This is a genomic window from Actinoplanes sp. NPDC026623 (assembly GCF_040638275.1).
GTDB lineage: Bacteria > Actinomycetota > Actinomycetes > Mycobacteriales > Micromonosporaceae > Actinoplanes.
Map to the genome: position 1 here is coordinate 1 of NZ_JBEZXZ010000137.1, position 24817 is coordinate 24817.

The 24817-nt window shown below is 72.4% G+C and carries 21 protein-coding genes and 2 pseudogenes; 19 read left to right on the forward strand and 4 right to left on the reverse strand.

Annotation, left to right across the window (positions count from 1 at the left end; translation table 11 throughout):
• Window positions 1–102: pseudogene (locus tag AB0F10_RS31140) on the reverse strand (dTDP-glucose 4,6-dehydratase); the annotation flags it as partial.
• A 60-nt stretch (window positions 103–162) separates the two neighbouring features.
• Between AB0F10_RS31140 and AB0F10_RS31145 the strand changes: the two are divergent.
• Window positions 163–2679, forward strand: a complete 2517-nt coding sequence (locus AB0F10_RS31145) for a bifunctional FO biosynthesis protein CofGH (RefSeq protein WP_360632972.1) — start codon at window positions 163–165, stop codon at window positions 2677–2679.
• Window positions 2680–2968: 289 nt separating this feature from the next.
• Window positions 2969–3226, forward strand: a complete 258-nt coding sequence (locus AB0F10_RS31150; protein ID WP_015619224.1) for a WhiB family transcriptional regulator — start codon at window positions 2969–2971, stop codon at window positions 3224–3226.
• Window positions 3227–3259: 33 nt separating this feature from the next.
• Here AB0F10_RS31150 and AB0F10_RS31155 read toward each other — a convergent pair whose 3' ends face one another.
• On the reverse strand, window positions 3260–3625 hold the full coding sequence (locus tag AB0F10_RS31155; protein WP_184999260.1) for a metallopeptidase family protein: 366 nt from the start codon (window positions 3623–3625) through the stop codon (window positions 3260–3262).
• A gap of 296 nt (window positions 3626–3921) precedes the next feature.
• Between AB0F10_RS31155 and AB0F10_RS31160 the strand changes: the two genes are divergently transcribed.
• Window positions 3922–4287 carry a DUF3499 domain-containing protein gene (locus AB0F10_RS31160; RefSeq protein ID WP_360632975.1) on the forward strand — a complete coding sequence of 122 codons (366 nt, stop codon included), beginning with the start codon at window positions 3922–3924 and terminating at the stop codon, window positions 4285–4287.
• Window positions 4288–4290: 3 nt separating this feature from the next.
• Here the strand turns inward: AB0F10_RS31160 and AB0F10_RS31165 are convergent, their stop codons facing one another.
• Both AB0F10_RS31165 and AB0F10_RS31170 read right to left on the reverse strand, forming a co-directional pair.
• Window positions 4291–5166: a polysaccharide deacetylase family protein gene (locus tag AB0F10_RS31165; protein WP_360632978.1), complete on the reverse strand. Its 876-nt coding sequence runs from the start codon at window positions 5164–5166 to the stop codon at window positions 4291–4293.
• 153 nt (window positions 5167–5319) lie between these two features.
• Window positions 5320–6759, reverse strand: a complete 1440-nt coding sequence (locus AB0F10_RS31170) for an aldehyde dehydrogenase family protein (protein WP_360632981.1) — start codon at window positions 6757–6759, stop codon at window positions 5320–5322.
• 108 nt (window positions 6760–6867) lie between these two features.
• Between AB0F10_RS31170 and AB0F10_RS31175 the strand changes: the two genes are divergently transcribed.
• From AB0F10_RS31175 to AB0F10_RS31250, 16 genes and pseudogenes are all read left to right on the forward strand, one after another.
• Window positions 6868–8181 carry a GAF domain-containing protein gene (locus AB0F10_RS31175; RefSeq protein ID WP_360632984.1) on the forward strand — a complete coding sequence of 438 codons (1314 nt, stop codon included), beginning with the start codon at window positions 6868–6870 and terminating at the stop codon, window positions 8179–8181.
• Between the two features lie 60 nt (window positions 8182–8241).
• Window positions 8242–9765 carry an aldehyde dehydrogenase gene (gene adh, locus AB0F10_RS31180; protein WP_360632987.1) on the forward strand — a complete coding sequence of 508 codons (1524 nt, stop codon included), beginning with the start codon at window positions 8242–8244 and terminating at the stop codon, window positions 9763–9765.
• Between the two features lie 3 nt (window positions 9766–9768).
• Complete coding sequence (locus tag AB0F10_RS31185; protein WP_360632990.1) at window positions 9769–10143, forward strand: DUF779 domain-containing protein; 375 nt, start codon at window positions 9769–9771, stop codon at window positions 10141–10143.
• Window positions 10144–10210: 67 nt separating this feature from the next.
• Window positions 10211–10879 (forward strand): endonuclease V, encoded by a 669-nt coding sequence (locus AB0F10_RS31190; protein WP_360632993.1) that lies wholly within the window; start codon window positions 10211–10213, stop codon window positions 10877–10879.
• Window positions 10880–10976: 97 nt separating this feature from the next.
• Window positions 10977–12356, forward strand: coding sequence for a phosphomannomutase/phosphoglucomutase (locus AB0F10_RS31195; RefSeq protein WP_360632996.1), 1380 nt, complete (start codon window positions 10977–10979; stop codon window positions 12354–12356).
• A 50-nt stretch (window positions 12357–12406) separates the two neighbouring features.
• Window positions 12407–12589, forward strand: a complete 183-nt coding sequence (locus AB0F10_RS31200; RefSeq protein ID WP_360632999.1) for a Trm112 family protein — start codon at window positions 12407–12409, stop codon at window positions 12587–12589.
• Window positions 12589–13812, forward strand: a complete 1224-nt coding sequence (locus AB0F10_RS31205) for an SIS domain-containing protein (protein WP_360633002.1) — start codon at window positions 12589–12591, stop codon at window positions 13810–13812. Before AB0F10_RS31200 ends, AB0F10_RS31205 begins: the two co-directional genes overlap by 1 nt.
• Window positions 13809–14771, forward strand: a complete 963-nt coding sequence (locus AB0F10_RS31210; RefSeq protein WP_360633005.1) for a cation diffusion facilitator family transporter — start codon at window positions 13809–13811, stop codon at window positions 14769–14771. The genes AB0F10_RS31205 and AB0F10_RS31210 overlap by 4 nt, the downstream gene beginning before the upstream one ends.
• A 21-nt stretch (window positions 14772–14792) precedes the next feature.
• Complete coding sequence (gene manA, locus AB0F10_RS31215; protein ID WP_360633026.1) at window positions 14793–15980, forward strand: mannose-6-phosphate isomerase, class I; 1188 nt, start codon at window positions 14793–14795, stop codon at window positions 15978–15980.
• A gap of 862 nt (window positions 15981–16842) precedes the next feature.
• Window positions 16843–17700 (forward strand): iron uptake transporter permease EfeU, encoded by an 858-nt coding sequence (gene efeU, locus AB0F10_RS31220; RefSeq protein ID WP_360633008.1) that lies wholly within the window; start codon window positions 16843–16845, stop codon window positions 17698–17700.
• 13 nt (window positions 17701–17713) lie between these two features.
• Entirely contained in the window at window positions 17714–18856 is a 1143-nt protein-coding gene (efeO, locus tag AB0F10_RS31225) for an iron uptake system protein EfeO (protein WP_360633011.1), read from the forward strand.
• Between the two features lie 10 nt (window positions 18857–18866).
• Window positions 18867–20141, forward strand: a complete 1275-nt coding sequence (gene efeB, locus AB0F10_RS31230; RefSeq protein WP_360633014.1) for an iron uptake transporter deferrochelatase/peroxidase subunit — start codon at window positions 18867–18869, stop codon at window positions 20139–20141.
• Window positions 20142–20244: 103 nt separating this feature from the next.
• On the forward strand, window positions 20245–20934 hold the full coding sequence (gene mtrA / locus AB0F10_RS31235; protein WP_360633017.1) for an MtrAB system response regulator MtrA: 690 nt from the start codon (window positions 20245–20247) through the stop codon (window positions 20932–20934).
• A gap of 54 nt (window positions 20935–20988) precedes the next feature.
• On the forward strand, window positions 20989–22680 hold the full coding sequence (mtrB, locus tag AB0F10_RS31240) for an MtrAB system histidine kinase MtrB (RefSeq protein WP_360633020.1): 1692 nt from the start codon (window positions 20989–20991) through the stop codon (window positions 22678–22680).
• Window positions 22677–24503, forward strand: a complete 1827-nt coding sequence (locus AB0F10_RS31245) for an LpqB family beta-propeller domain-containing protein (protein WP_360633023.1) — start codon at window positions 22677–22679, stop codon at window positions 24501–24503. The genes mtrB and AB0F10_RS31245 overlap by 4 nt, the downstream gene beginning before the upstream one ends.
• A gap of 24 nt (window positions 24504–24527) precedes the next feature.
• A pseudogene (locus tag AB0F10_RS31250) lies at window positions 24528–24817 on the forward strand (ComF family protein); the annotation flags it as partial.

The following is a 24817-nucleotide window of genomic DNA, read 5'->3' on the forward strand; positions in this document are numbered from 1 at the left end:
GCCGTGCCGCAGGGCCGCGTCCAGCAGCACCTGGGTGCCGACCACGTTGGTCGTGGCGAACTCCGCCGCGCCCGCGATCGACCGGTCGACGTGCGTCCACGCCACTGCGGCCACCGGGTCACCTCGAACGCGGCCGGCCGCATTCCGGCCTAGGCTGCACGGGTGGCAGACGTGACTGAGGCCGGCATCCGACGTGCGCTGAAGCGTGCCCAGTTGGGCAAGGCGGTCGATGCCGACGAGGCGACCGCCCTACTGGCGGCCGAAGGGCCGCTCCTTGACGAGCTGCTGGCGATCGCCGGCGGGGTGCGCGACGCGGGCCTGCGCGAGGCCGGCCGGCCCGGCGTCGTCACGTATTCGAAAAAGGTCTTCATCCCGCTGACCCGGCTCTGCCGGGACCGCTGCCACTACTGCACGTTCGCGACCGTGCCGCACCGCCTGCCGGCGGCGTTCCTGGAGCGCGACGAGGTGCTGGCGATCGCCCGCGAGGGCGCCGCGCAGGGCTGCAAGGAGGCCCTGTTCACCCTCGGCGACCGGCCCGAGGAGCGCTGGCCGGCGGCCCGGCAGTGGCTCGACGAGCGCGGTTACGACACGACCCTCGACTACGTGCGGGCCTGCGCGATCGCCGTGCTCGAGGAGACGGGCCTGCTGCCGCACCTGAACCCGGGCGTCATGAGCTGGGCCGAGCTGCAGCGGCTCAAGCCGGTGGCGCCGAGCATGGGCATGATGCTGGAGACGACGGCGACCCGGCTCTGGTCGGAGCCGGGCGCGCCGCACTTCGGCTCGCCCGACAAGGAGCCCGCGGTCCGGCTGCGGGTGCTGGACGACGCCGGCCGGGTCGGCGTCCCGTTCACCACCGGCATCCTGATCGGCATCGGCGAGACCCCCGCCGAGCGGGTCGACGCGATCTTCGCGATGCGCCACACGGCCCGCGAGTTCGGCCACATCCAGGAAGTCATCATCCAGAACTTCCGCGCCAAGCCGGACACGGCGATGCGCGGGATGCCGGACGCCGAGCTCCGCGAGCTCGCCACCACGGTCGCGGTGGCCCGGATCCTGCTGGGCCCGCGAGCCCGGATCCAGGCCCCGCCCAACCTCATAGCGGGGGAATACGCCCTGCTGCTGCGCGCGGGCATCGACGACTGGGGCGGGGTCTCCCCGGTGACGCCCGACCACGTCAACCCCGAGCGCCCGTGGCCGCAGATCGAGGCGCTGCGGCAGCACTCGCGGGAGGCCGGCTTCGAGCTGCGCGAGCGCCTGACCATCTACCCGGAGTACATCCGCCGCGGGGAGAACTGGCTCGACCCGCGGCTGGCCGCGCACGTGGCCGCGCTCGCCGACCCGGCGACCGGCCTCGCCCGCGAGGACGCGATGCCCGCGGGGCTGCCGTGGCAGGAGCCCGACGACGCCTACGCGGCCGGCGGCCGGATCGACCTGTTCGCCTCCATCGACACCGAGGGCCGCACCGGCGACCGCCGCGGCGACTTCGACAGCGTCTACGGCGACTGGGACGAGGTGGCGTCGCACGTCTCCGCGGAGGCGGTCGCGGCCGGGGCGGGCAAGGTGGTGCCCCGCGTCGAGTCCGACGTGCTGGCGGGGCTGAAGCTGGCCGACGAGGACCCGGGCGCGCTGCTCGACCCGGCGCACGAGGCGCAGGCCATGGCCCTGTTCAACGCCGACGGCTCGGCGCTGGACGAGCTCACCCGCCTCGCCGACGACCTGCGCCGGGAGGTCAACGGCGACGAGGTCACCTACGTGGTGAACCGCAACATCAACTTCTCGAACGTCTGCTACGTGGGCTGCCGGTTCTGCGCGTTCGCACAGCGCGAGAAGGACGCGGACGCCTACCGGCTGTCGGTCGAGCAGGTGGCCGACCGGGCCGAGGAGGCCTGGAAGGACGGCGCCACCGAGGTCTGCATGCAGGGCGGCATCGACCCGAAGATGCCGATCACCGCATACGCCGACCTGGTCCGGGCAGTGAAGCGCCGGGTGCCCGGCATGCACGTGCACGCCTTCTCGCCGATGGAGATCGTCACCGGCGCGGCCAAGGCGGGTGTCTCGGTGCGGGAGTGGCTCACCGAGTTGCGCGAGGCGGGCCTCGACACGATCCCGGGCACCGCCGCCGAGATCCTCGACGACGACGTGCGCTGGGTGCTCACCAAGGGCAAGCTGCCCGCGTCGGCGTGGATCGACGTGGTGACCACGGCGCATCAGGTCGGCATCCGCTCCAGCTCGACCATGATGTACGGCCACGTCGACCATCCGCGCCAGTGGCTGGGCCACTTCCGGGTGCTGGCCGGGATTCAGGACGTGACCGGCGGCTTCACCGAGTTCGTCGCGCTGCCGTTCATCCACACCAACGCGCCGATCTATCTGGCCGGAATCGCCCGGCCCGGCCCGACCTGGCGGGAGAACAGGGTCGTGCACGCGATGGCGCGGATCCTGTTGCACGGCCGGATCGGCAACATCCAGTGCTCCTGGGTGAAGCTGGGCGACGAGGGCACGACCGCGATGCTCAACGGCGGCTGCAACGACCTCGGCGGCACGCTGATGGAGGAGACGATTTCGCGGATGGCCGGGTCCGAGCACGGCTCCGCGCGTACGGTCGCGCAGCTGAAGGAGTTGGCCGCGGCTGCGGGTCGTCCCGCCGCCGAGCGCACGACCGTGTATGGCCGCCGCTAGTCATCAGGTCACAAAATGGGGTAATTTGGACTCGACGCGCCGACCTCGCGTTACTTTCCAGTGGTCCTGAGAGATAGGGCTGGAACGGGACCACGAGGCGGCGACGGAGCCTCGGGGAAACGGGCCTATTTATCAGGTTCGGCTTGACGACGCACGTCTTACACGCGTGTAATTTCGGTGGGGTTGTGGGAATGACGGGTCGCGAACCGTGATTTTCCGCAAGAAACACGCCGCGTGCGTGGGGGGTCAGCGCAGGCATCGCTGCCGGCGCGGAAAAGGAGGCACGCCGATGGAAGCGCAGGTTGAAGGGGTAGACCTGCTCGGGGATGCGCCCGAGTGGCAGGAACGGGCGCTTTGCTCGCAGACCGATCCAGAGGCTTTCTTCCCGGAGAAGGGCGGTTCGACGCGCGAGGCGAAGCGGATCTGTGGTCGCTGCGACGTGAAGGCCGAGTGCCTGGAATACGCGCTGGGGCACGACGAACGCTTCGGCATCTGGGGTGGACTCAGCGAACGCGAGCGACGCAAGCTCAAGCGGCGGGTCGCCTGATCGGAGAATTCCTGCTGACGCCGGGGGGCCGTCTCAGGAAAGCTCGTCAGGATCCACGCCGAGCAGGTTGGCTACCTGCTCAATGATCACATCGTGAACGAGGTCGGCGAGGTCCTCGCGGTCCATCGCCCGGAATTCCAGCGGCCGCCGATAGAGCACGATCCGCGGCGGAAGCTCCTGGCGACCCGGACGACCCGGCAGCAGCCGGGCCAGGGGCACCTCGCCGTCCTCGAGCACATCCGAGTCGTAGACGTTGAGGTCGGGCGGCACGTCTTCCACGGCGAACTCGACGCCCGCCAGTTCCTTGGCATAGCGCCGCTCGAGGCTCTCGACGGTGTCCAGGACCAGGTCGTCGAAGATCTCGGCCTTGGTGCGGGCGAGCGGCACGGTCGCCGGCACGAGGCGTCCGCGGAGCCCACGCCCGTGCCGGTCCCGGCGAGCGGGCCGGCCCGGTCCGGCGGCACGAGCGGACCGGCCGGGTTCGGTGCCGGACCGGCGGCGGTCGGGGCTGGTAGTCACGACCGTCAGCCTAGCCCGCGCGGGGCGTCGCAGGTGGTCAGGCCGTACTGGCCGCGTTTCGTCCCTGTGAATTCGTCCCATTGGGACGGCGTGTCGGTGCGCCATGTCAAAATCGTGATGCATGGTGGATCGGCGTGTCGTGGCTGCGCGCCCCCGCGGGGAGATAACGTGCCGCCGTGAGGTCACCACGGCGCTGCTCCCGCAACGGCTGTCCACGACAGGCGGTCGCTACGCTGACCTACGTCTACAACGATTCGACCGCCGTGGTCGGCCCGCTGGCCGCCTTCGCGGAGCCGCACACCTACGACCTGTGCGAGCCGCACGCCCGCAGCCTGACCGCGCCCCGCGGCTGGGAGCTGGTGCGCCACGACGGCGACTTCGCGCCGCCCCCGCCCACCACGGACGACCTGGTCGCCCTGGCCGACGCGGTCCGCGAGGCCGCCCGCCCGGCGCCGCCACCGCGCCCGGAGGGGCACGACAACCTGCCGGGCCACCAGACCGGCCGCCGCGGCCACCTGCGCGTCATCCCGCCCTCGCACTGAGGCTCAGGGCAGCGCGACCAGCCGGTATCGGCTCTTCAGCCAGGGGATCAACTGCTGGTAGGCGGCGATGGTCTCCGGCTGCCCGTAATCGTGTGAGAGCACGATCGAGCCCTCGTGCACGTGCTTCTTCACCGCCCTGACGACCTTCGCCCGGTGCGCCGCGCCCGACTCGCCGCCCGGGTGGTCCCAGTCCCGCGGATCGACCTGCCAGTAGATCGACTTCATGCCGAGGCCGGCGGCGGCCGCCACGAAGGCGTCGGTGAAGTTGCCGCCGGGCGCGCGTACGTACCTGATCTCCGCGCCGGGCACGGCCGCGCGGATGGCGTCGTTGGTGCGCCGCAGGTCCGCCTCGATCGTGGCCGGCTTGCGCTTACCCAGCGTCAGGCTGTGCCGCCAGGTGTGGTTGCACAGGGTGTGCCCCTCGGCGGCGATCCGCCGGACCAGGTCGGGGTGCGCCGCGACGTTGCGGCCGACCAGGCAGAAGGTCGCCTTGACCCCCTGCCGGCGCAGCAGGTCGAGCATCCGCGGCGTCTGCACGGGATCGGGGCCGTCGTCGAAGGTCAGCGCGACCCCGGCGCCGCCGGTCCTCATCAGGCTGTCGGACGGACCGTGCCCGACCCGGCCGGTCTTCGGCTTCCCGGCCGGCTTGTTCCGCACCGGGTCGGCCCGCCGCGGGTCGGCCGCGGGTCGTTGCCGGCCGGGCGGCGCGGTGGAGGCCGACGGCGAGGCGGACGCAGAGGGGGACCGCGCGGGTGAACTGGACGGCACGACCGGCGCGGCGCCGACCCGGATCGGGAGATTCACGTCGGCAACGGCCGGGCCGCAACCGGCCAGGGCGGCCAGCGCGAGCCCGATCACAAACAACTTGAGGGTACGCATAGCAGACGAACTCCGTCCGGGGGCACAAACGAGGACGGGAGGAATATGGTCCCCCGAACCCCCGGAAAGATCGATCACCCGTAGGCATGGCACTGATCGGGGAGACGAAAGAACGGCGGCCCCACGTGGGAGCCGCCGTCCTTCGAGTCCGTTCTACAGATCCACTCCGGTCAGCACCATGACGCGGGGCTCCGTGTAGTCGTCCATCGCGCTCGCCACCCCCTCGCGGCCGACGCCGCTGCCCTTCACCCCGCCGTACGGCATCTGATCCGCCCGGTACGACGGCACGTCGCCCACGATCACGCCGCCGACCTTCAGCTCCCGGTGCGCCGAGAACGCCGTCTGAATGCTGTGCGTGAAGACCCCGGCCTGCAGCCCGTACGCCGAATCGTTGATCGCCGCGAAGCCGGCCGCGTCGTCGGCCACCTCGGAGACCACGAGCACCGGGCCGAAGACCTCCTCGGCGACCACCTTGGAGCCCGGCGGCACGTCCGTGAGGATCGTCGGGGGATAGGTCGCGCCCTCGCGCTTGCCGCCGGCGACCACGGTGGCGCCGGCCGCCACCGCCTCCTGCACCCAGTCCTCGACGCGCTTCGCCGCGTCCTCGCTGATCATCGGGCCGACCTCGACGTCGGGATCGCCGGGGTCGCCGGTGTGCAGCGCCGAGACCGCGTCGATCAGCCGGGGCAGGAAGCCGGTCAGGCCGGCGTGCACGTAGACCCGCTGCACCGCGATGCAGCTCTGCCCGGCCTGGTAGGTGCCGAAGGTCGCCACCCGCTGCGCCGCCCAGCCGAGGTCCTCGTCGCTGCCGTAGTCAGCGCAGAGCAGCACGGCCGCGTTGCCGCCGAGTTCGAGCGTCACGTGCTTGTCCGGCGCCGCGCGGCGGATCTGCGCGCCGACCGGGCCGGAACCGGTGAACGACACGATCGGCAGCCGCGGGTCGGCCACCAGGGCCGCCGCCCGCTCGTTCGGGACCGGCAGCACCGAGAACATGCCGGCCGGAAGGTCGGTCTCGGCCAGGATCTCGCCGAGCAGCAGGGCGGTCAGCGGGGTCGCGGGCGCCGGCTTGAGCACGATCGGCGCGCCGACCGCGATGGCCGGGGCGACCTTGTGCGCGACCAGGTTCAGCGGGAAGTTGAACGGCGAGATGCCCAGCACCGGGCCGCGCGGCACCCGCTTGACCACGGCGATCCGGCCGGCGCCGCCCGGGTCGGTGTCGAGCCGCTGCAGGTCGCCCGCGAACCGGCGGGCCTCCTCGGCCGCCCAGCGGAACACCGAACGGGCCCGGTCGGCCTCGATCCGCGCCCACTTCAGCGGCTTGCCGTTCTCGGCGGTGATCAGCGCGGCGATCTCCTCGCGGCGCTCGCCGAGGCGGCTCGAGACATGGTCCAGGGCCGCCGCGCGGACGTGCGCGGGCAGGGCCGCGGCCCGGTCGGCGACCGCGGCCGCCGCCGCGACGGCGGCCTCGACCTGCTCGTCCCCGGCCCACGTCGTACGCCCGACCACGCGGCCGTCGTACGGATGCGTCACCGTCACCACTTCGTCGCCGCGCGACGCAACGCCGGCGACATAGAACGCTGTCGTGTCCTCCACCATCGCAGCCTATGCCGCCCACGGGCCGATGTGGTCCGGCGCCACCGGCGAACGGACGGTTGTCGCCGGGCGTGATGCGGGACACGATGGACGGGACTGGAGGTGCGCATGTCGAACCCGTGGCTCGCACTCGCCCTCGGCGCCGACCCCACCGAGCACATCAGCCAGGTGGGCCGGGCACACGAACGTTTCGTGACGGGCGAGCAGGCCGGGACGCAGGTGCGCCCAGTGGTGGCCGACTCCTGGCGGCGCTCCGCGGGCGCGCTGGTCAGCCCGGACGGCACCGCGCCCATCGAGCTCAGCGACGGCGAGCTCGAGGCGTACCGGGCGGCGCATCCGCTGGCCCGGGTGCTGCCGATCTTCCGGGACCTGCTCGGCGGGCTCGCCGACGACGGCGGGCACCTGATGGCGGTCTGCGACGCGCACGGCCGGCTGCTCTGGGTCGAGGGCACCGCGTCGGTCCTGCGCGGCGCCGAGTCGATGAACTTCGTGCCGGGCGCCCGCTGGGACGAGGCGCACGCCGGCACCAACGCGCCCGGCACGGCCCTCGCCGTCGACCACCCGCTGCAGATCTTCGCCACCGAGCACTTCACCCGCGGCGTGCAGCGCTGGACCTGCGCGGCGGCGCCGATCCACGATCCCGCGACCGGGCGGCTGCTCGGCGCCATCGACGTCACCGGCGGCGACCACCTGGCCAACCCGCACAGCCTCGCGCTGGTCCGGGCCACCGCGCTGGCGGCCGAGGCCTACCTGAGCGCGCACCTGCCGCAGCCGGCGGCGCACGCCGCCACCGTGTCGGTGTCCGGGCGCGAGGACGCCGCGCTGACGGTCGGCGGCCGGCGGCTCCGGCTCGGGCGCCGGCACTCGGAGCTCCTGGTGCTGCTCCTGATGCACCCCGAGGGCCGGACCGGGGACCAGCTCGGTTTCGACCTGTACGCCGGCGATCTCAACCCGGTGACCGTACGCGCGGAGCTCTCCCGGCTGCGCCGGATCCTCGGGCCCGAGCTGCTGGACTCGCGGCCGTACCGGCTGCGTGCCGAGATCGAGGCGGACTTCCTGACCGTGACGCGGCTGCTGGAGCGCGGCCGGGTCGCCGAGGCGCTCGCCGCGTACGCGGGCCCGCTGTTGCCGTCCTCGGACGCGCCGGGCGTCGTCCGGCTGCGCCGGCTGATCGACTCCCGGCTGCGGGCGGCCGTGCTGACCGGCGGCGATCCGCGGCTGATCCAGACCTGGGTCGGCGCGCCCTGGGGCGCCGAGGACCTGGAGATGTGGGAGGCCTACGCGACCGCGCTGCCGCCGGGCTCGCCGGCCCGCCCGCTGGCGATGAAGCGGGTCGCCCTGCTGGCCGCCGAGTACGGCCTGCGCCGCCTGCCGGTGCGCGGCCGCCCGCGTGCAACGTCCGTGCAACGTCCGGGTATCTAGCGTCGCCCATATCTGCGCCGCCCAACGCCGGGCGGCGACCCAGGTATGGAGGACCCCCCGATGACCATCTACTCCCCGCCCGGATCAGACGGCGCGATCGTCAGCTACGAATCCCGGTACGACCACTGGATCGGCGGCGAGTACGTACCGCCCGCCGAGGGCCGGTACTTCGAGAACCCCTCGCCGGTCAACGGCCAGAACTTCTGCGAGATCGCCCGCGGCACCGCCGCCGACGTCGAGCGGGCGCTGGACGCGGCGCACGGCGCGGCGCCGGCCTGGGGCCGTACCTCGGTAGCCGAGCGCGCCAACATCCTCAACAAGATCGCCGACCGGATGGAGGCGAACCTGGAGCAGCTCGCCGTGGCCGAGGCCTGGGAGAACGGCAAGCCGGTCCGCGAGACGATGGCCGCCGACCTGCCGCTGGCGATCGATCACTTCCGCTACTTCGCCGGCGCGCTGCGGGCGCAGGAGGGCACCCTCGGCGAGATCGACGACGACACCATCGCCTACCACTTCCACGAGCCGCTCGGCGTCGTCGCGCAGATCATCCCGTGGAACTTCCCGATCCTGATGGCGGTCTGGAAGCTCGCACCCGCGCTGGCCGCCGGCAACGCCGTCGTGCTCAAGCCGGCCGAGCAGACCCCGGCCTCGATCCACTACTGGATGTCGCTCGTCGCCGACCTGCTGCCGCCCGGCGTGCTCAACATCGTGAACGGCTTCGGCGTCGAGGCCGGCAAGCCGCTCGCGTCCTCGAAGCGGGTGGCCAAGGTCGCGTTCACCGGCGAGACCACCACCGGCCGGCTGATCATGCAGTACGCCTCCGAGAACATCATCCCGGTCACGCTCGAGCTCGGCGGCAAGAGCCCGAACATCTTCTTCGACGACGTCAGCGCTGCCGACGACGACTTCATGGACAAGGCGCTCGAGGGCTTCGCGATGTTCGCGCTCAACCAGGGCGAGGTCTGCACCTGTCCGTCGCGGGCGCTGATCCAGCGCGGGCACTACTCCGACTTCCTGGCCGCGGGCGTCAAGCGCGTGGAGAACATGAAGCAGGGCAACCCGCTGGACACCGACACCCAGGTCGGCGCCCAGGCCTCCAACGACCAGCTCGAGAAGATCCTGTCCTACTTCGACATCGGCCGGCAGGAGGGCGCCAAGGTCCTCATCGGCGGGTCCCGGGCCGACCTCGGCGGCGACCTGTCCGGCGGCTACTACGTGCAGCCGACCGTCTTCGAGGGCGCCAACTCGATGCGGATCTTCCAGGAGGAGATCTTCGGCCCGGTGGTCTCGGTGACCTCGTTCTCCGACTACGCCGACGCGATCAAGACCGCCAACGACACCCTGTACGGCCTCGGCGCCGGCCTGTGGACGCGCGACATGAACACGGCGTACCGGGCGGGCCGGGAGATCAAGGCCGGCCGGGTCTGGACGAACTGCTACCACCTCTACCCGGCGCACGCCGCGTTCGGCGGTTACAAGCAGTCCGGCATCGGCCGGGAGAACCACAAGATGATGCTGGACCACTACCAGCAGACGAAGAATCTGCTGGTCAGCTACTCGCCCAAGGCCATGGGCTTCTTCTAGGCCATGGGAGCCCGAGTAGACGTGACCCCCGCCGCGGCCGACCTGATGCGGTCGCTGCGGGGGCAGCACGGCCCGCTGATGTTCCACCAGTCCGGCGGCTGCTGCGACGGCAGCTCCCCGATGTGTTACCTCGAGGGGGAGTTCCGCACCGGGGCGAGCGATGTCCTGCTCGAGGAGCTGCACATCGACGGCGTGGACGAACCGATCTCCTTCTGGATGAGCACCTCGCAGTTCGAGGCCTGGAAGCACACCCACCTCACGGTGGACGTGGTGCCGGGCCGGGGTGGCGGCTTCAGTCTGGAGGCGCCCGAGGGGGTGCGCTTCCTGATCCGCAGCCGAGTGCTCACACCCGAGGAGCTCGCGGCGCTAGCGGCGTGAGCCGTACCGGCCGCGGGGCGGGAAACCACCCCGCGGCCGGTGCGCCGCTGCGCTAGCGTCTGCGCCCGTGATCGATTCCCCGGGTACGGAAGAAGAGGCCCTCGCCGTCCAGGACGCGCTGCGCCAGCGGCTGATCGGCGGGCCCGGCCCGGCCGATCCGGCGACCGTCGCGGGGCTGGACGTGGCCTACCACTCCGACGGCGAGCGGCTCGCCGCCGCGATCGTCGTGCTCGACGCGAGGACACACGAGGTCCGCGACAGCGCGGTGGTGCACGGCCGGCCGGCCTTCCCGTACGTGCCCGGCCTGTTCGCCTTCCGGGAGATCCCGGCGCTGCTCGACGCGCTGGACCGGCTCACCGTCCGGCCGGACGTGCTGATCTGCGACGGGCACGGGCTGGCCCATCCGCGCCGGTTCGGGCTCGCCTGCCACCTCGGGGTGCTGACCGGGCTGCCGTCGTTCGGCGTCGGCAAGACGCCGCTGGTCGGCGCGTGGGAGCCGGTGGGCGAGCGGCGCGGCGACCGATCGGAGCTGGTCGATGGCGGCGAGGTGGTCGGCGCGGTGCTGCGTACCCGGGACGCGGTGAAGCCCGTCTTCGTCTCCGTGGGTCACCGGATGGACCTCGACACCGCGTGCGGGCTGACCCTCGCGCTGACGCCGCGGTTCCGGCTGCCGGAGACCACCCGGGCGGCGGACCGGGCCTGCCGGGACGCCCTGATCGGCGGCGCCCGGACGTGACGGTCCCGAGACGGTGACGCCGCGACGTTGAAACCTTTTGATTGCCTCCGCTCCGTTACTCTCGGCGAGTCTGAATTGCCGTGCCGAGGAGTGAGCGTTGACTGATCTGTCCCAGCTGGTCAAGGCGTACGACGTCCGTGGCGTCGTGCCGGACCAGTTCAACGAGACGGTGGCCCGCGCGCTGGGCACGGCGTTCGTGGAGATGCTCCGGGAGTCCGGCGACGAGGCGGAACGGATCGTGATCGCCCACGACATGCGCGAGACCGGCCCCGCGCTGGCCGCCGCGTTCGCCGCCGGCGCCAACTCGGCCGGCTCGGCCGTCGTGCACACCGGGCTCGGCTCCACCGACCAGCTCTACTACGCCTCGGGCGTGCTGGGCCTGCCCGGCGCGATGTTCACCGCCAGCCACAACCCGGCGCAGTACAACGGCATCAAGCTGTGCCGGTCCGGCGCCCGGCCGGTCGGCCAGGACAGCGGCCTGGCCATCGTCCGCATGCGCGCCGAGGAGCTGCTCGGCGACCTCGACGCGGTTGCCGAGGTGCCGCCGGCGATCGAGCACCGCGACCTGCTGGCCGACTACGCCGGGCACCTGCGCTCGCTTGTCGACCTCTCGGGCATCCGTCCGCTCAAGGTCGTCGTCGACGCCGGCAACGGAATGGGCGGCTTCACCGTCCCGGCGGTGCTCGGCGACCAGTTGCTGCCGGCGCTGCCTCTGGAGATCGTGCCGCTCTACTTCGAGCTCGACGGCTCGTTCCCGAACCACGAGGCCAACCCGCTCGACCCGGCCAACCTGGTCGACCTGCAGGCCGCGGTCCGCGAGCACGGCGCCGACCTGGGCCTCGCGTTCGACGGCGACGCCGACCGCTGCTTCGTGGTGGACGAGAGCGGCGACCCGGTCTCGCCGTCGGCGATCACCGCGCTGGTGGCGAAGCGGGAGCTGGCCCGCTTCCCGGGCAGCACGATCATCCACAACCTGATCACGTCGGCCGCCGTGCCCGAGATCATCAAGGAGAACGGCGGCGTGCCCGTGCGCAGCCGGGTCGGCCACTCCTTCATCAAGGCGGAGATGGCCCGGACGAACGCGGTCTTCGGCGGCGAGCACTCGGCGCACTACTACTTCCGCGACTTCTGGTTCGCCGACACCGGCATGCTCGCCGCGCTGCACGTGCTGGCGGCGCTCGGCGCCCAGCCGCTTGCGCTGTCGGAGTTCGCGGCCGAGTTCGAGCGCTACTGCGCCTCGGGTGAGATCAATTCCACGGTCGCCGACGCGGCGGCCAAGGTGGCCGAGGTGCGTGCGGCGTTCCCGGACGCCACATTCGACGATCTGGACGGCACGACCGCCCAGCTCGCCGACGGTTCGTGGTTCAACCTGCGCGCGTCGAACACCGAGCCGCTGCTGCGCCTGAACGTCGAGGCGGCGAAGCCGGACCGCATGGCAGCCCTCCGCGACGAGGTGCTCTCCATCGTTCGCGGCTAGGATCACCTGGATCCACGACACTGCCCGCGCATGCCTTAAGGAGCCGTTCGGTGGCCCTCGACCCGCAGTTGCTGGAGATTCTGGCCTGCCCGGACACACACCACGCGCCGCTCGACTACGACGCCGGCGCGCAGACGCTGACGTGCACCGAGTGTGGTCGCGTCTTCCCGGTGCGTGATGACATTCCGGTGCTGCTGCTGGACGAGGCGATCACACCCGGAAAGGCCTCCTGATGGCCGGCCCGTTCGAGGGGTCCGCGGGCCTGACCGGCCGCCGCGTGGCGGACGAGGCGCTGCTCGAGGACGAGAAGTCGATGGCCGACAACGATCCGGGCGGCATGCTGCGGGCCACGGCGTCCGCGGGCGCCCAGGTCCGCGAGTCGGCGGCGCTGGCCGCCGAGGCCAACCTGAGCGCGCTGGCCGACGAGGGCCGGCCCCGCGCGGTCGTCGTCGCCGGCATCGGCACCGCCGGCCTGACCGGCAGCATCCTCGCCACCGTCGCGGGCCCGCGCTGCCCGGTCCCGGTCATCGGGCACCGCAGCGCGGGCGTGCCCGGCTGGGTCGGCGCCGCCGATGTGGTCATCGCCGTCTCCGCCAGCGGCCGCAGCCCCGAGGCGCTGGCCGCCGCGGACGCCGCCGCCCGCCGCGGCGCGCGGCTGGTGGCGATCGGCAACCCCGACTCCGAGCTGCAGGCGATGGCCGAGCGGGCCCGGGCGCCGTTCATCCCGGTGCCGCGCCGCGCACCGGCCCGGGCCAGCCTCTGGGGCCTGGCCGTGCCGGTCCTGCTGGCGGCCCGCAGCCTCGGCCTGGTCAAGGTCAACGAGGCCGACCTCGCGGAGACGGCGGCGCGCCTCGACGCCGACGCCGAGCGCTGCCGCGCCGGCGCCGAGTCCTTCGTGAACCCGGCGAAGTCCCTGGCCCTCGGCCTGGCGGGCTCGATCCCCATCGTCTGGGGCTCGTCGCCGCTCGCCACGGTCGCCGCCCGCCGCTTCGCCGACACGCTGGCCGCGAATGCCCGCTACCCGGTGATGGCCGGCGCGCTGGGCGAGGCCGGCCGCGGCCGCGTCGGCCTGCTCGACGGGCCGTTCGGCGGGCTCGCCGAATCGGCGCACGACATCTTCGCCGACCCGGACGCCGAGGCCGAGGTGGCGACCCGGCTGCGGCTGGTCGTGCTGCGCGACGGCGGCCTCAACCCGGAGGAGGAGGCCGACGAGCCGGTGGCCGTCGAGGAGCGCCGCGCGGACGCGGTGCAGATCCTCGCGGAACGCCGGGGCGTGCGCTGCGACGTGGTCACCGCCGAGGGCGGCTCCGCCCTGGAGCGGCTGGCGTCGCTGGTCGCGGTCCCCGACTTCGCCTCGATCTACCTGGCGCTGGCGCACGGCCTCGACCCGATGGCGGTCCCGGCGATCAACGAGATGAAGGAGCTGAGCAATCCGATGCCCGAGGGCCTCAAGTGAGCGCAGGCGGCGGCACCAAGGCGATCGTCGCGGCGCTCGGGGCCAACCTGGGCATCGCGGTCACCAAGTTCATCGCGTGGGGGCTGACCGGTTCCTCCTCCATGCTGGCCGAGGCCATCCACTCGGTCGCCGACTCCGGCAACCAGGCGCTGCTGCTGCTCGGCGGCAAGCGGTCGACCCGCAAGGCCACCCCCGAACACCCCTTCGGGTACGGCCGTGAGCGCTACATCTACGCGTTCATCGTCTCGATCGTGCTGTTCAGCGTCGGTGGCCTCTTCGCGCTCTACGAGGCCTACCACAAGTTCCACGATCGTCATGGCATCGATTCGTGGCAGTGGGTGCCGGTGACGGTGCTGCTCGTCGCGATCGGCCTGGAGGGCTACTCGTTCAAGACGGCGATCCAGGAGTCGAACCTGATCCGCGGCAAGGCGGGGTGGGTCTCCTTCATCCGCCGCGCCAAGGCCCCGGAGCTGCCGGTCGTGCTGCTCGAGGACGCCGGCGCGCTGCTCGGCCTGGTCTTCGCGCTCTTCGGCGTCGTGCTGACCCTGATCACCGGCGACGGCCTCTGGGACGCCTTCGGCACCGCGGCCATCGGCACCCTGCTGGTGGCCATCGCGATCGTCCTCGCGATCGAGACCAAGAGCCTGCTGCTGGGCGAGGGGGCGAGCCCCGAGGACCTCGCGAAGATCGAGCAGGCCGTGCTGGCCGGGGTCGGCGTCGAGCGCATCATCCACATGAAGACGCTCTACCTCGGCCCCGACGAGCTGCTGGTCGCCGCGAAGATCGGGGTGTCGCCGACGGAGACCGCCGACGACGTGGCCCGGCACATCAACGAGTCCGAGGCCCGGATCCGGGCGGCCCTGCCGGTCGCCCGGGTGATCTATCTGGAGCCGGACATCTACCACCCCGGGGCCGCCGCCCCGCCGCCCGCGACCGCCGCGGAACCCGCGACGGCGTAACTGTTCAGGAACGGGGTGGCTGTGGCTGCTGTCTTCCCACTGCGAGGCGTCATCCGGCCCTACGCCTGGGGCTCGCGCACGTCGATCGCCGAGCTGCAGGGCCGGCCCGCGCCGAGCGACGCCCCCGAGGCGGAGCTGTGGCTGGGCGCCCATCCGGGCGACCCGTCGACGGTCGTCGGCCCGGACGGCCCGGTCAGCCTCGCCGTGCTGATCGAGGACGACCCGAAGGGCCAGCTCGGCGCGGAGGTCGCGGCCGAGTTCGGCGTACGCCTGCCGTACCTGATGAAGGTCCTTGCCGCGGAGGCGCCGCTGTCGCTGCAGGCGCACCCCGACGCCGGCTACGCGAGGCAGGCGTACGCGGCGCAGGAGGCGGACCCGGGCGGGCCCCGCAACTACACGGACGCGTTCCACAAGCCGGAGATGCTTGTCGCGCTCACGCCGTTCGACGCGCTCTGCGGCTTCCGGGCGCCGGAGGTGTCGGCGCGGGCGATCGAGGGCCTCGGCATCCCGCGCCTGGCGCCGGTGGCCGCGGCGCTGCGCACCGGCCCCGACGGCCTGCGTGACGCGGTCCGGGCGCTGCTGACCTGGCCGGCGGGCGACCGCACGACGCTGATCGACGAGGTGGTGGCGGCGGCCGGGGCCGCGACGCCGCCCGGGCCCGACCACGAGCTGGTGATCGACCTGGCCGGGCACTACCCGGGCGATCCGGGGGTGCTGGTCGCGCTCCTGCTCAACCGCGTCCGGTTGGCGCCCGGCGAGGCGATCTGGATGCCGGCGGGCAACCTGCACGCCTACCTGGCCGGCACCGGCATCGAGATCATGGCGGCCAGCGACAACGTCCTGCGCGGCGGCCTGACCCCGAAGCGCGTGGACGTCGACGAGCTGCTGCGGGTGCTCCGCTTCGAGGTGCTCGACGATCCGATCCTCCCGGCCACACAGGTGGCGCCGGGGGTGCAGACCTGGAAGGTCCCGGTGCGCGAGTTCGCGCTCCACCGGATGACCCTGACCCCGACGACGCCACCGCTGCGCCTGCCGGGCGCGGGCCCCCGCATCATCCTGGGCACCAGCGGCGACGTCCACGTGGCCGAGACAGTCGACGGAACCCCGGTGGAGATCACCCCGGGAACCGCCGCCTACGTCCCCGCCGAGACCGGCCCAGCCACCGTGGCCGGCGTCGGCGAGATCTTCGTCGCCTCCGTCGCCAACTGATCCAACCCCCGCCACCACGCACCCCCGACCCTCACCCCGCGCCACCGCTCACCCCGAGCCCGGCACCGCGACTGCTCAACCTGAGCCCCGAGCCGCGCTACGGCCCACCCCTGACCCTCACCCCGAGCCCCGACTCGCGCCATCGCTCACCTCGAGCCCGGCGCCGCGACTGCTCACCCGAGCCCCGCCACGCGCCACCGCTCACCCCGAGCCCGGCGCCGCGACTGCTCAACCTGAGCCCGGAGCCGCGCCACCGCTCACCCGAGTCCCAACTCGCGCCACTGCTCAACCTGAGCCCGGCGCCGCCACCGCCATCGCTCGATCCGGGCCGCCGCAGGGCCGAGGCCCTTCGTTCCGGGCCTCCGCGGCGCCGTCACCGCTCACCGTGAGCTGTGCCGCGACACCATCGGCGATACCTGAAGGGGCACAAAACAGGAAATTTCTGCATTTGCTTGACAGGGGTATGTGCGGAGTGTGAATCTATAAACACGCAGCGTCATTGGTGATCGGGGGGTCCCACGGACGCGCGCGGTACCAAACCGGGGGGATGAACGGGGCGACGGATCTTTGATCCGCCGCCCCGTTCGCTGTCCGGATCGTCTTCGCCGCCGGCCGCCTCGTTCGCTATCTGGATCGTCACTGCCGCCGGCCGGTCCCCGTAGCGCGACCCCACGCCCGCCGACCCGGTGTGCCACTCGGCCCCGGTGTTGCGCCTGATGCGCGTGTGCCCGTACGGGAAAAGGTTCGGGCGTCCTATAGGGCCGACGGCTGGGTCGCATGGGGCTGGACTTGACGGGAGCGCCCCGCTTCGGACTAAGGTGTGCCAAGCCTTACTTAGGGATGCCTTAGCAAACGGAGTGACATGCTCGCCACCTACCTCATCGGTCTGCGTGAGGGACTGGAAGCCACCTTGGTGGTGAGCATCCTGATCGCCTTCCTGGTGAAGTCCGACCGCAAGGACCGGCTGGTGCAGGTCTGGGCCGGCGTCGGGCTCGCCATCGCGCTCTCCGTCTTCTTCGGCTGGCTGCTCAGCTACACCTCGACAACGCTGCTGCAGAAGTACGAGCAGCGCGAGCTTTTCGAGGCGGTCACCTCGATCCTCGCCGTGGTCTTCGTCACCTGGATGATTTTCTGGATGCGCAGTGCGGCCCGCACCATCGCGGGGGAGCTGCGCGGCCGGCTCAACGACGCGCTGGCGGTCGGCTCGATCGCGGTCGCCGTCATGGCCTTCCTCGCCGTCGTCCGCGAGGGCCTCGAGACCTCGCTGATCTTCTACTCCGCCGTGCAGGGTGCCGCCGACAACAGCCGCCCGCTCTACGCGCTGCTGGCCGGCATCGGGTCCGCGGTCGTCATCGGATACCTGATGTACGCCACCGCGGTGCGGATCAACCTCTCGGTCTTCTTCACCGTCACCGGTGCGCTGCTCATCCTGGTCGCCGCCGGGATCGGCAAGTACGGCGTGCACGACTTCCAGGAGTCCGGGATCCTCCCGGGCCTGAACAACCTGGCGTACGACGTCAGCGGCGTGCTCGACCCGTCGGCCTGGTACACCGCGCTGCTGACCGGGATGTTCAACATCACCCCGACGGCGTCCGTGCTCGAGAGCGTCGCCTGGGTCGCGTACGGCGTGCCGGTGCTCGTCCTGTTCCTCTGGCCGGCCCGCAAGAGGGCGGCCGTCACCCCCGAGAAGACCACCCCGGCGCCAGCGCCGCAGCAGTAGGAGAAACCTGCCCATGCGCACCACCCGAATCATCGCCCTCGCCACCATCGGCGTCCTCGGTGGCGCCCTTGCCGCGTGCGACGGCGACGGCGCCGACAGCAGCTCCGCCGGCGCCGCGGGCGGGCCGATCACGGTCAAGGCCAACGACACGAGCTGCGAGATCGCCCGGAACACGATCGACGCCGGCACCGCCGTCTTCGCGATCACCAACGGCGGCAACAAGGTCACCGAGTTCTACGTCTACGCGCCCGGCGACCGGGTGATCGCCGAGGTCGAGAACATCGCGCCGGGCCTCTCCCGGGAGCTGCACGTCGAGCTGCCGGCCGGCTCCTACGAGACCGCCTGCAAGCCCGGCATGATCGGCAAGGGCATCCGGACCGCGCTGACCGTCTCCGGCTCGGCCGCGCCGCTGACCGACGACGCCAAGCTCGCCGACGCCACGGCCGGCTACTCGCGGTACGTGCGGAGCCAGACCGCCGCGCTGCTGCCGAAGACCGAGGAGTTCGTGGCCGCGGTCAAGGCCGGCGACGTCGCGAAGGCCCGGGCGCTGTTCCCGATCGTCCGGACCTACTGGGAGCGCATCGAGCCCGTCGCGGAGATCTTCGGCGACCTCGACCCGAAGATCGACGGCCGCGAGGAGGTCCTCGAGGAGGGCATGGAGTTCACCGGCTTCCACCGCCTCGAGAAGGACCTGTGGGCCGCCAAGCCGGACGTGGCCAAGGACGGCCCGATCGCCGACCGGCTGCTGACCGACGTCAAGCAGATCGTGGCGCTGGCCAACGCCGAGAAGCTCTCCCCGCTGCAGCTCGCCAACGGCGCCAAGGAGCTGCTCGACGAGGTCGCCAGCGGCAAGATCACCGGCGAGGAGGACCGCTACTCGCACACCGACCTGTGGGACTTCAATGCCAACGTCGAGGGTTCCAAGGCCGCCATCGCCGCGCTGCGCCCGGTGCTCGAGGAGCGCAACCCCGCGCTGGTCAAGTCGCTCGACGCCGAGTTCGCGAACGTCGACGCCGCGCTGGCGAAGTACCGCGACGGCGACGGCTGGAAGCTGCACAACACCCTGACCGAGGCCGACCTGAAGGGTCTCTCGGACGCGATCAACGCGCTCGCCGAGCCCATCAGCAAGGTGGCCGCCGTGGTTGCGAAGAAGTAGGGATCCGAAGATGTCCGAGAACACCATCTCGCGCCGGCGGGCCATCGCGCTCGCCGGTGCCGGAGTGGCCGGGGTCGCCGGCGCGGCCGCCGTCGGCGGTGCCCTGGTCAACGGCGCGTCCGCGGGCGAAGCACCGGACCCGGCCCAGGGCTCCGTCGCGTTCAACGGCGAGCACCAGGCGGGCATCGTCACGCCCGCGCAGGACCGGCTGCACTTCGTGGCGTTCGACGTCATCACGAAGGACCGCGACCGGCTGATCGGCATGCTGAAGGACTGGACCGCCGCGGCCGCGCGGATGACCGCCGGCCGCGACGCCGGGGAGGTCGGCGCGGTCAGCGGCGTGCCGGAGGCCCCGCCGGACGACACCGGCGAGGCGCTGGGGCTGCCGCCGTCGGGGCTGACCGTCACGGTCGGCTTCGGCCCGACGCTGTTTCGCGACACGACCGGCCGGGACCGCTTCGGCCTCGCCGCCCGGCGCCCGGCGGCGCTCGCCGACCTGCCGCACTTCCCGGGCGACGTGCTCGACGCCGCCATCTCGGGCGGCGACCTCTGCGTGCAGGCCTGCGCCAACGATCCGCAGGTCGCGGTGCACGCGATCCGCAACCTGGCCCGGATCGGCATGGGCGTGGTCAGCGTGCGCTGGTCGCAGCTCGGCTTCGGGCGTACCTCGTCGACGTCGCACACCCAGACGACGCCGCGCAACCTGTTCGGCTTCAAGGACGGCACCGCCAACCTGAAGCTCGAGGAGACGGACCTGCTGCGCGATCACCTCTGGGTGCGGCCGGGCGACGGGCCCGACTGGATGACGGGCGGCGCCTACCTGGTGACCCGCAAGATCCGGATGATCGTCGAGACGTGGGACCGCACGTCGCTGGCCGAGCAGGAGATGATCGTCGGCCGGACCAAGGGATCGGGCGCGCCGCTGGGCGGGTCCGACGAGTTCGACGAGCCGAACCTGGACGCCGTCGGCGCCGACGGCCAGCCGCTAATCGCGCTCACCTCGCACGTCCGGCTGGCCCACCCGACGGTGAACGGCGGCGCCCGGCTGCTGCGCCGCGGCTACAACTTCGTCGACGGCTCAGACGGCCTCGGAAGGCTGAATGCCGGCCTCTTCTTCATGGCGTACCAGCGTGATCCCCGTAAGCAGTACGTGCCGATCCAGCGGAACCTCGCGCGCCGCGACGACATGAACGAGTACCTCAAGGCGGTCTCCCTCGGCCTGTTCGCCTGCCCGCCCGGCGTGACCGGACCGGACGACTTCTGGGGTCGCGCGCTCTTCGCCTAGCCTGGCTTTTTATCGCTCGCCGGGACATGATCAGCAGCGGCGCCGCCAGATGATCGCCGGGCGGTCACACGGGCCGAAAGGGGACAGTGCAATATTGGATCGCATGAGAGCCCGGGTACTCGTCGTCGATGACGACCCAGCGCTGGCCGAGATGCTCGGCATCGTCCTGCGCAGCGAAGGTTTCCTACCGTCCTTCGTCGCCGATGGCGAGCGTGCCCTCGCCGCGTTCCGGGAAAGCCGGCCCGACATCGTCCTGCTGGACCTGATGCTGCCGGGCATGAGCGGCATCGACGTGGCCCGGGCCATCCGGACCGAGTCGGGCGTTCCGATCGTCATGCTGACGGCCAAGAGCGACACGGTCGACGTGGTGCTTGGCCTGGAATCCGGCGCCGACGACTACGTGGTCAAGCCCTTCAAGCCGAAGGAACTGGTCGCGCGGATGCGCGCCCGGCTGCGCCGGGGCGAGGACGCCGCGCCGGAGATGCTCACCATCGGGCCGCCCGGCAACCAGATCACCATCGACGTGCCCGCGCACACCGTCGCCCGCGACGGCGAGGAGGTGAAGCTGACGCCGCTCGAGTTCGACCTGCTGGTCGCGCTCGCCCGCAAGCCGCGCCAGGTCTTCACCCGCGAGGTGCTGCTCGAGCAGGTCTGGGGTTACCGGCACGCGGCGGACACCCGGCTGGTGAACGTGCACGTGCAGCGCCTGCGCGCCAAGATCGAGCCGGACCCCGAGCGGCCGGAGATCATCCTCACGGTGCGCGGGGTCGGCTACAAGGCGGGGACCGGATAACGGCGCCGAGGGGCTAACCTTGCCCCCGATATGCATGCTCCCCCCTGGCTCCCGATGCCCATCCGCCGCACCCTTCGACTGGTGCGGCGGCAATGGCGCCTGGGCGTGCGCCGGGGCCTGCAGGTGGCCGCGCCCGCCCGCCGGGCCTGGCGCCGCTCGCTGCACCTGCGGGTCGTCACCCTGACCCTGGTGGCGTCCAGCCTGCTGGTCGGCGGCTTCGGCTGGTTCATCGCCTACAGCAGCACGCAGATTCTGCTGGACCGCGCCGAGGACGAGGTGCACGCCCAGATGCTGGGCAAGACGGAATATGCGTACCAGCAGCTCACCGTGCACCGGCAGGTGTTCGACCGGACGCTGCCGGCGACGATCATCGACACCGTCAACCGGCTCGCCGACGGCGACTCGGCGGAGAGCGGCGGCGCGATCGTCTCGCTGCGGGCCGACCACTTCCCCGACCTCAAGCCGGTCACCTCGGTGAAGGTGGACACCACGTCGCTGATCACCGCGGACATGGTGCACGCCGTCGCCGACTCCGGTCAGGTCGCGCAGCAGATCCGCACCGCCACCGTCGGCGGCGTGCAGACCAAATACCTCGTGTACGGCTCGCCGGTGCCGACCAGCTTCGGCAGTGTCGAGCTCTACTACCTCGTGCCGCTGACCACCGAGGACCGGGCGGCCAATCAGATCCGGACCATCGTGCTGGTCACCGGCCTGGCGCTGGTCATCCTGCTCGGGGTCGTCGCCGGCCTGGTCACCGGCATGGTGGTGACGCCGGTGCGGATCGCCGCGCGCACCGCGCAGCGGCTCTCGGCCGGCCTGCTCGACCAGCGCATGAAGGTCGACGGCGAGGACGACCTGGCCCTGCTGGCGGCCTCGTTCAATCAGATGGCGGCCAACCTGCAGCGTCAGATCGTGCGCCTGGAGGAGATGTCGAGGCTGCAGCGGCGCTTCACCTCCGACGTGTCGCACGAGCTGCGTACCCCGCTCACCACCGTGCGGATGGCGGCCGACCTGCTCTTCTCCGAGCGCGAGGAGTTCGACCCGGCGGTGGCGCGCAGCGCCGAGCTGCTGCAGACCGAGCTCGACCGCTTCGAGAGCCTGCTGACCGACCTGCTGGAGATCAGCCGGTTCGACGCGGGCTTCGCCGCGCTGGACGCCGAATACACCGACCTGGTGCCGATCGTCGAGCGGGTCGCCGAGCGCCTGGCCGGGCTGGGCGAGCGGGTCGGCGTGAGTATCGAGCTGCGGCTGCCGGAGACGCCGGTCATCGCGGAGGTCGACCCCCGCCGCATCGAGCGGGTGCTGCGCAACCTGGTCGGCAACGCCGTCGAGCACGGCGAGGGCCGGCCGGTGGAGGTCACCCTGGCCACCGACGAGGCCGCCGTCGCGGTCACCGTCCGGGACCACGGCGTCGGGCTCAAGCAGGGCGAGGAGCGGCTGGTGTTCAACCGATTCTGGCGCGCCGACCCGTCCCGGGCCCGGCAGACCGGCGGCACCGGGCTGGGCCTGTCGATCGCGGTCGAGGACGCGCGGCTGCACGGCGGCTGGCTGGAGGCGTGGGGCGAGCCGGGCGGCGGCGCGCAGTTCCGGCTGACCGTCCCGGTGCGCTCGGGCGACCGCCTGGTGGCGGCGCCGCTGCCGCTGATTCCTCGCGACCGGGCCGTCGACGCGCACCCCCCGGCCCTCGACGAGGCAACCCTGGCGGACGCCGACAACGCCGGTGAGCCCGCCGAGGTGGCCCGGTGAGCCCCCGCCTGCGGGCCGTGCTGGCCGCGCCGCTGCTGGTCGTGCTCCTGCTCGGCGGCTGCGGCATCCCGGACAGCACGGACGTGCACACCCTCGGCGCGGGCCCGTCGACCGGCACGTCCGCCGGCGACGACATCGCGCCGACCCGGCACGGCCGCGAGAGCACGCTCGACGCGCGGACCTTCGTCCAGTACTACCTCGAGGCCGCAGCCGGGGACCCGAGCGGCGCGATGGAGCGGGTCAAGGAGTTCCTCTCGCCGTCGGCCGCCGCCAAGTTCCGGGCGCCGCAGCCCCCCGACATCACGGTGGTGCACCTGGTCGAGGACCCGCTGGTCAACCCGGGCGAGGTCGCGGTGACGCTGCGCGCCCAGACGATCGGCAAGCTGGGCCACAACGGCATCCTGGACCCGGAATCGAACGAGGCCACAACCGAGTACCCGCTCACCATCGGATTCATCAGCGGCAAGAACGGGCTGTTTGTGACGAGCGTGCCGAAGACGCTGCTGATCAGCGACAGCGCGCTCAACACCTTCTATGACCGCCGCAACCTCTACTTCTGGGATCTCGAGCACACCGGCCTGGTGCCCGACGTGCGGTACCTGTCCAAGGACGTGCCGTCGGAGCAGGCGCCCAACGAGGTCATCAAGTGGCTGATCGACGGCCCGTCGCCGTGGCTCGAGGACTCCGTCGAGCCGCTGCCGGACGCCACCACGCTCGACGGCAACGTGCCCGCGGTGAGCGACGACACCCTGCAGGTCAACCTCAGCGGCCAGGCGGTGCAGCCCCCCGACGATCCGGCCGCGCTGGACCGGCTCCGGCGCCAGCTCATGTGGTCGCTGCGGCCCAGCCTGCCGCGCACGCTCAAGCTGCGGGTCGGCAGCCAGGACCAGCACAGCTACGACGACACCGACTACCTCACCAGCAACCTGGCGTACGGGCTGGCGACGATGCCGGAGCGCTTCGTGATCTACAACGGCCAGGTACGCCGGATGGCGCGGTTCCCGAACGCCGCCGACCCGGTGCCGGTGCTGCGCCCGGAGGCCAACCGCAACGTCCGGGCCGCGGCCCTGGCCGCCGCCGGCGACCGCCGGTTCGCCGCCCTCGTGGTCGGCGCCGGCGCCCGGCAGGAGCTGCGCGTCGCCGCGGCGCGGGCGGGGGAGCAGGCCGCGCCGGCCGCCGTGCGCCTGCCCGGCGGCACCGTCGGCCAGCCGGTCTGGGCGATCACCTCCGAGGACCCGCACATCCCCGCGGTCGGGCTGGTCACCGTCGGCGGGCGGCTCTACAGCTTCGCCTCGGACGGCTCGGCGGTCGCCGCGGTGGGCGTGCCGGGCGCGATCACGGGCATCACCGCCGTCGCGGTGGCGCCGGACGGCCGCCGGATCGCGCTGGCGGCGGGCGGCAAGGTGTTCATCGCCGCGCTGGCGACCAACGGGGACGGGGTGCAGGTGCGCCAGTCGCGGCACATCCTGACGTCGCCGCTGCGCCGGGTGACCGCGCTCGACTGGAGCAGCGAGACCTGGCTGACCGTCGCCGGCGGCCGCGCCGACCGCAACCGGGTGGCGATCTTCGAGGTGACGATCGACGGCACCCAGGTGTCGGCCCGCCTCGACGACATCGGCACGACGAACGTGAGCTACCTGACGGCGTACCCGGTGGGCCCGACCGCGGGCAAGGGCAGCTCCGACAACGTGGCGTACGTGGCCAACGGCGCCGCCTTCGACGTGCAGTTCGCCCCGGCCCGGATCCTGGCCGGTGATCTCGCCCAGCCGTCGGCGAACCCGCCGTCCGGTGTGGCGCCCACCGCGCCGTTCTTCCTGCGCTGAGCGTGCCGGGTGGCCTCGTCACGGTTGTCAGTCCTCGGCGCCGGCCTGGCGGATCTGATCCTGCCGGGTGCCTGCGCCGGCTGCGGCGCCGAGCGGGTGCCGCTGCGCTTCGGGGTGTGTGCCGGCTGTGCGGCCGCGCTGGAGGCCCTGACGCCCTTTCCGACGGCCCCGACACCCCCGCCGCCCGGAATGCCCTCCTGCACGGCGGTCGGGGCCTACGAGGGCGCGCTGCGGGGCGCGCTGCTGGCGTACAAGGAGCGGGGACGGCACCGGCTCGCCGGGCCGCTGGGCGCGCTGCTCGCCGTGGCGGTCGC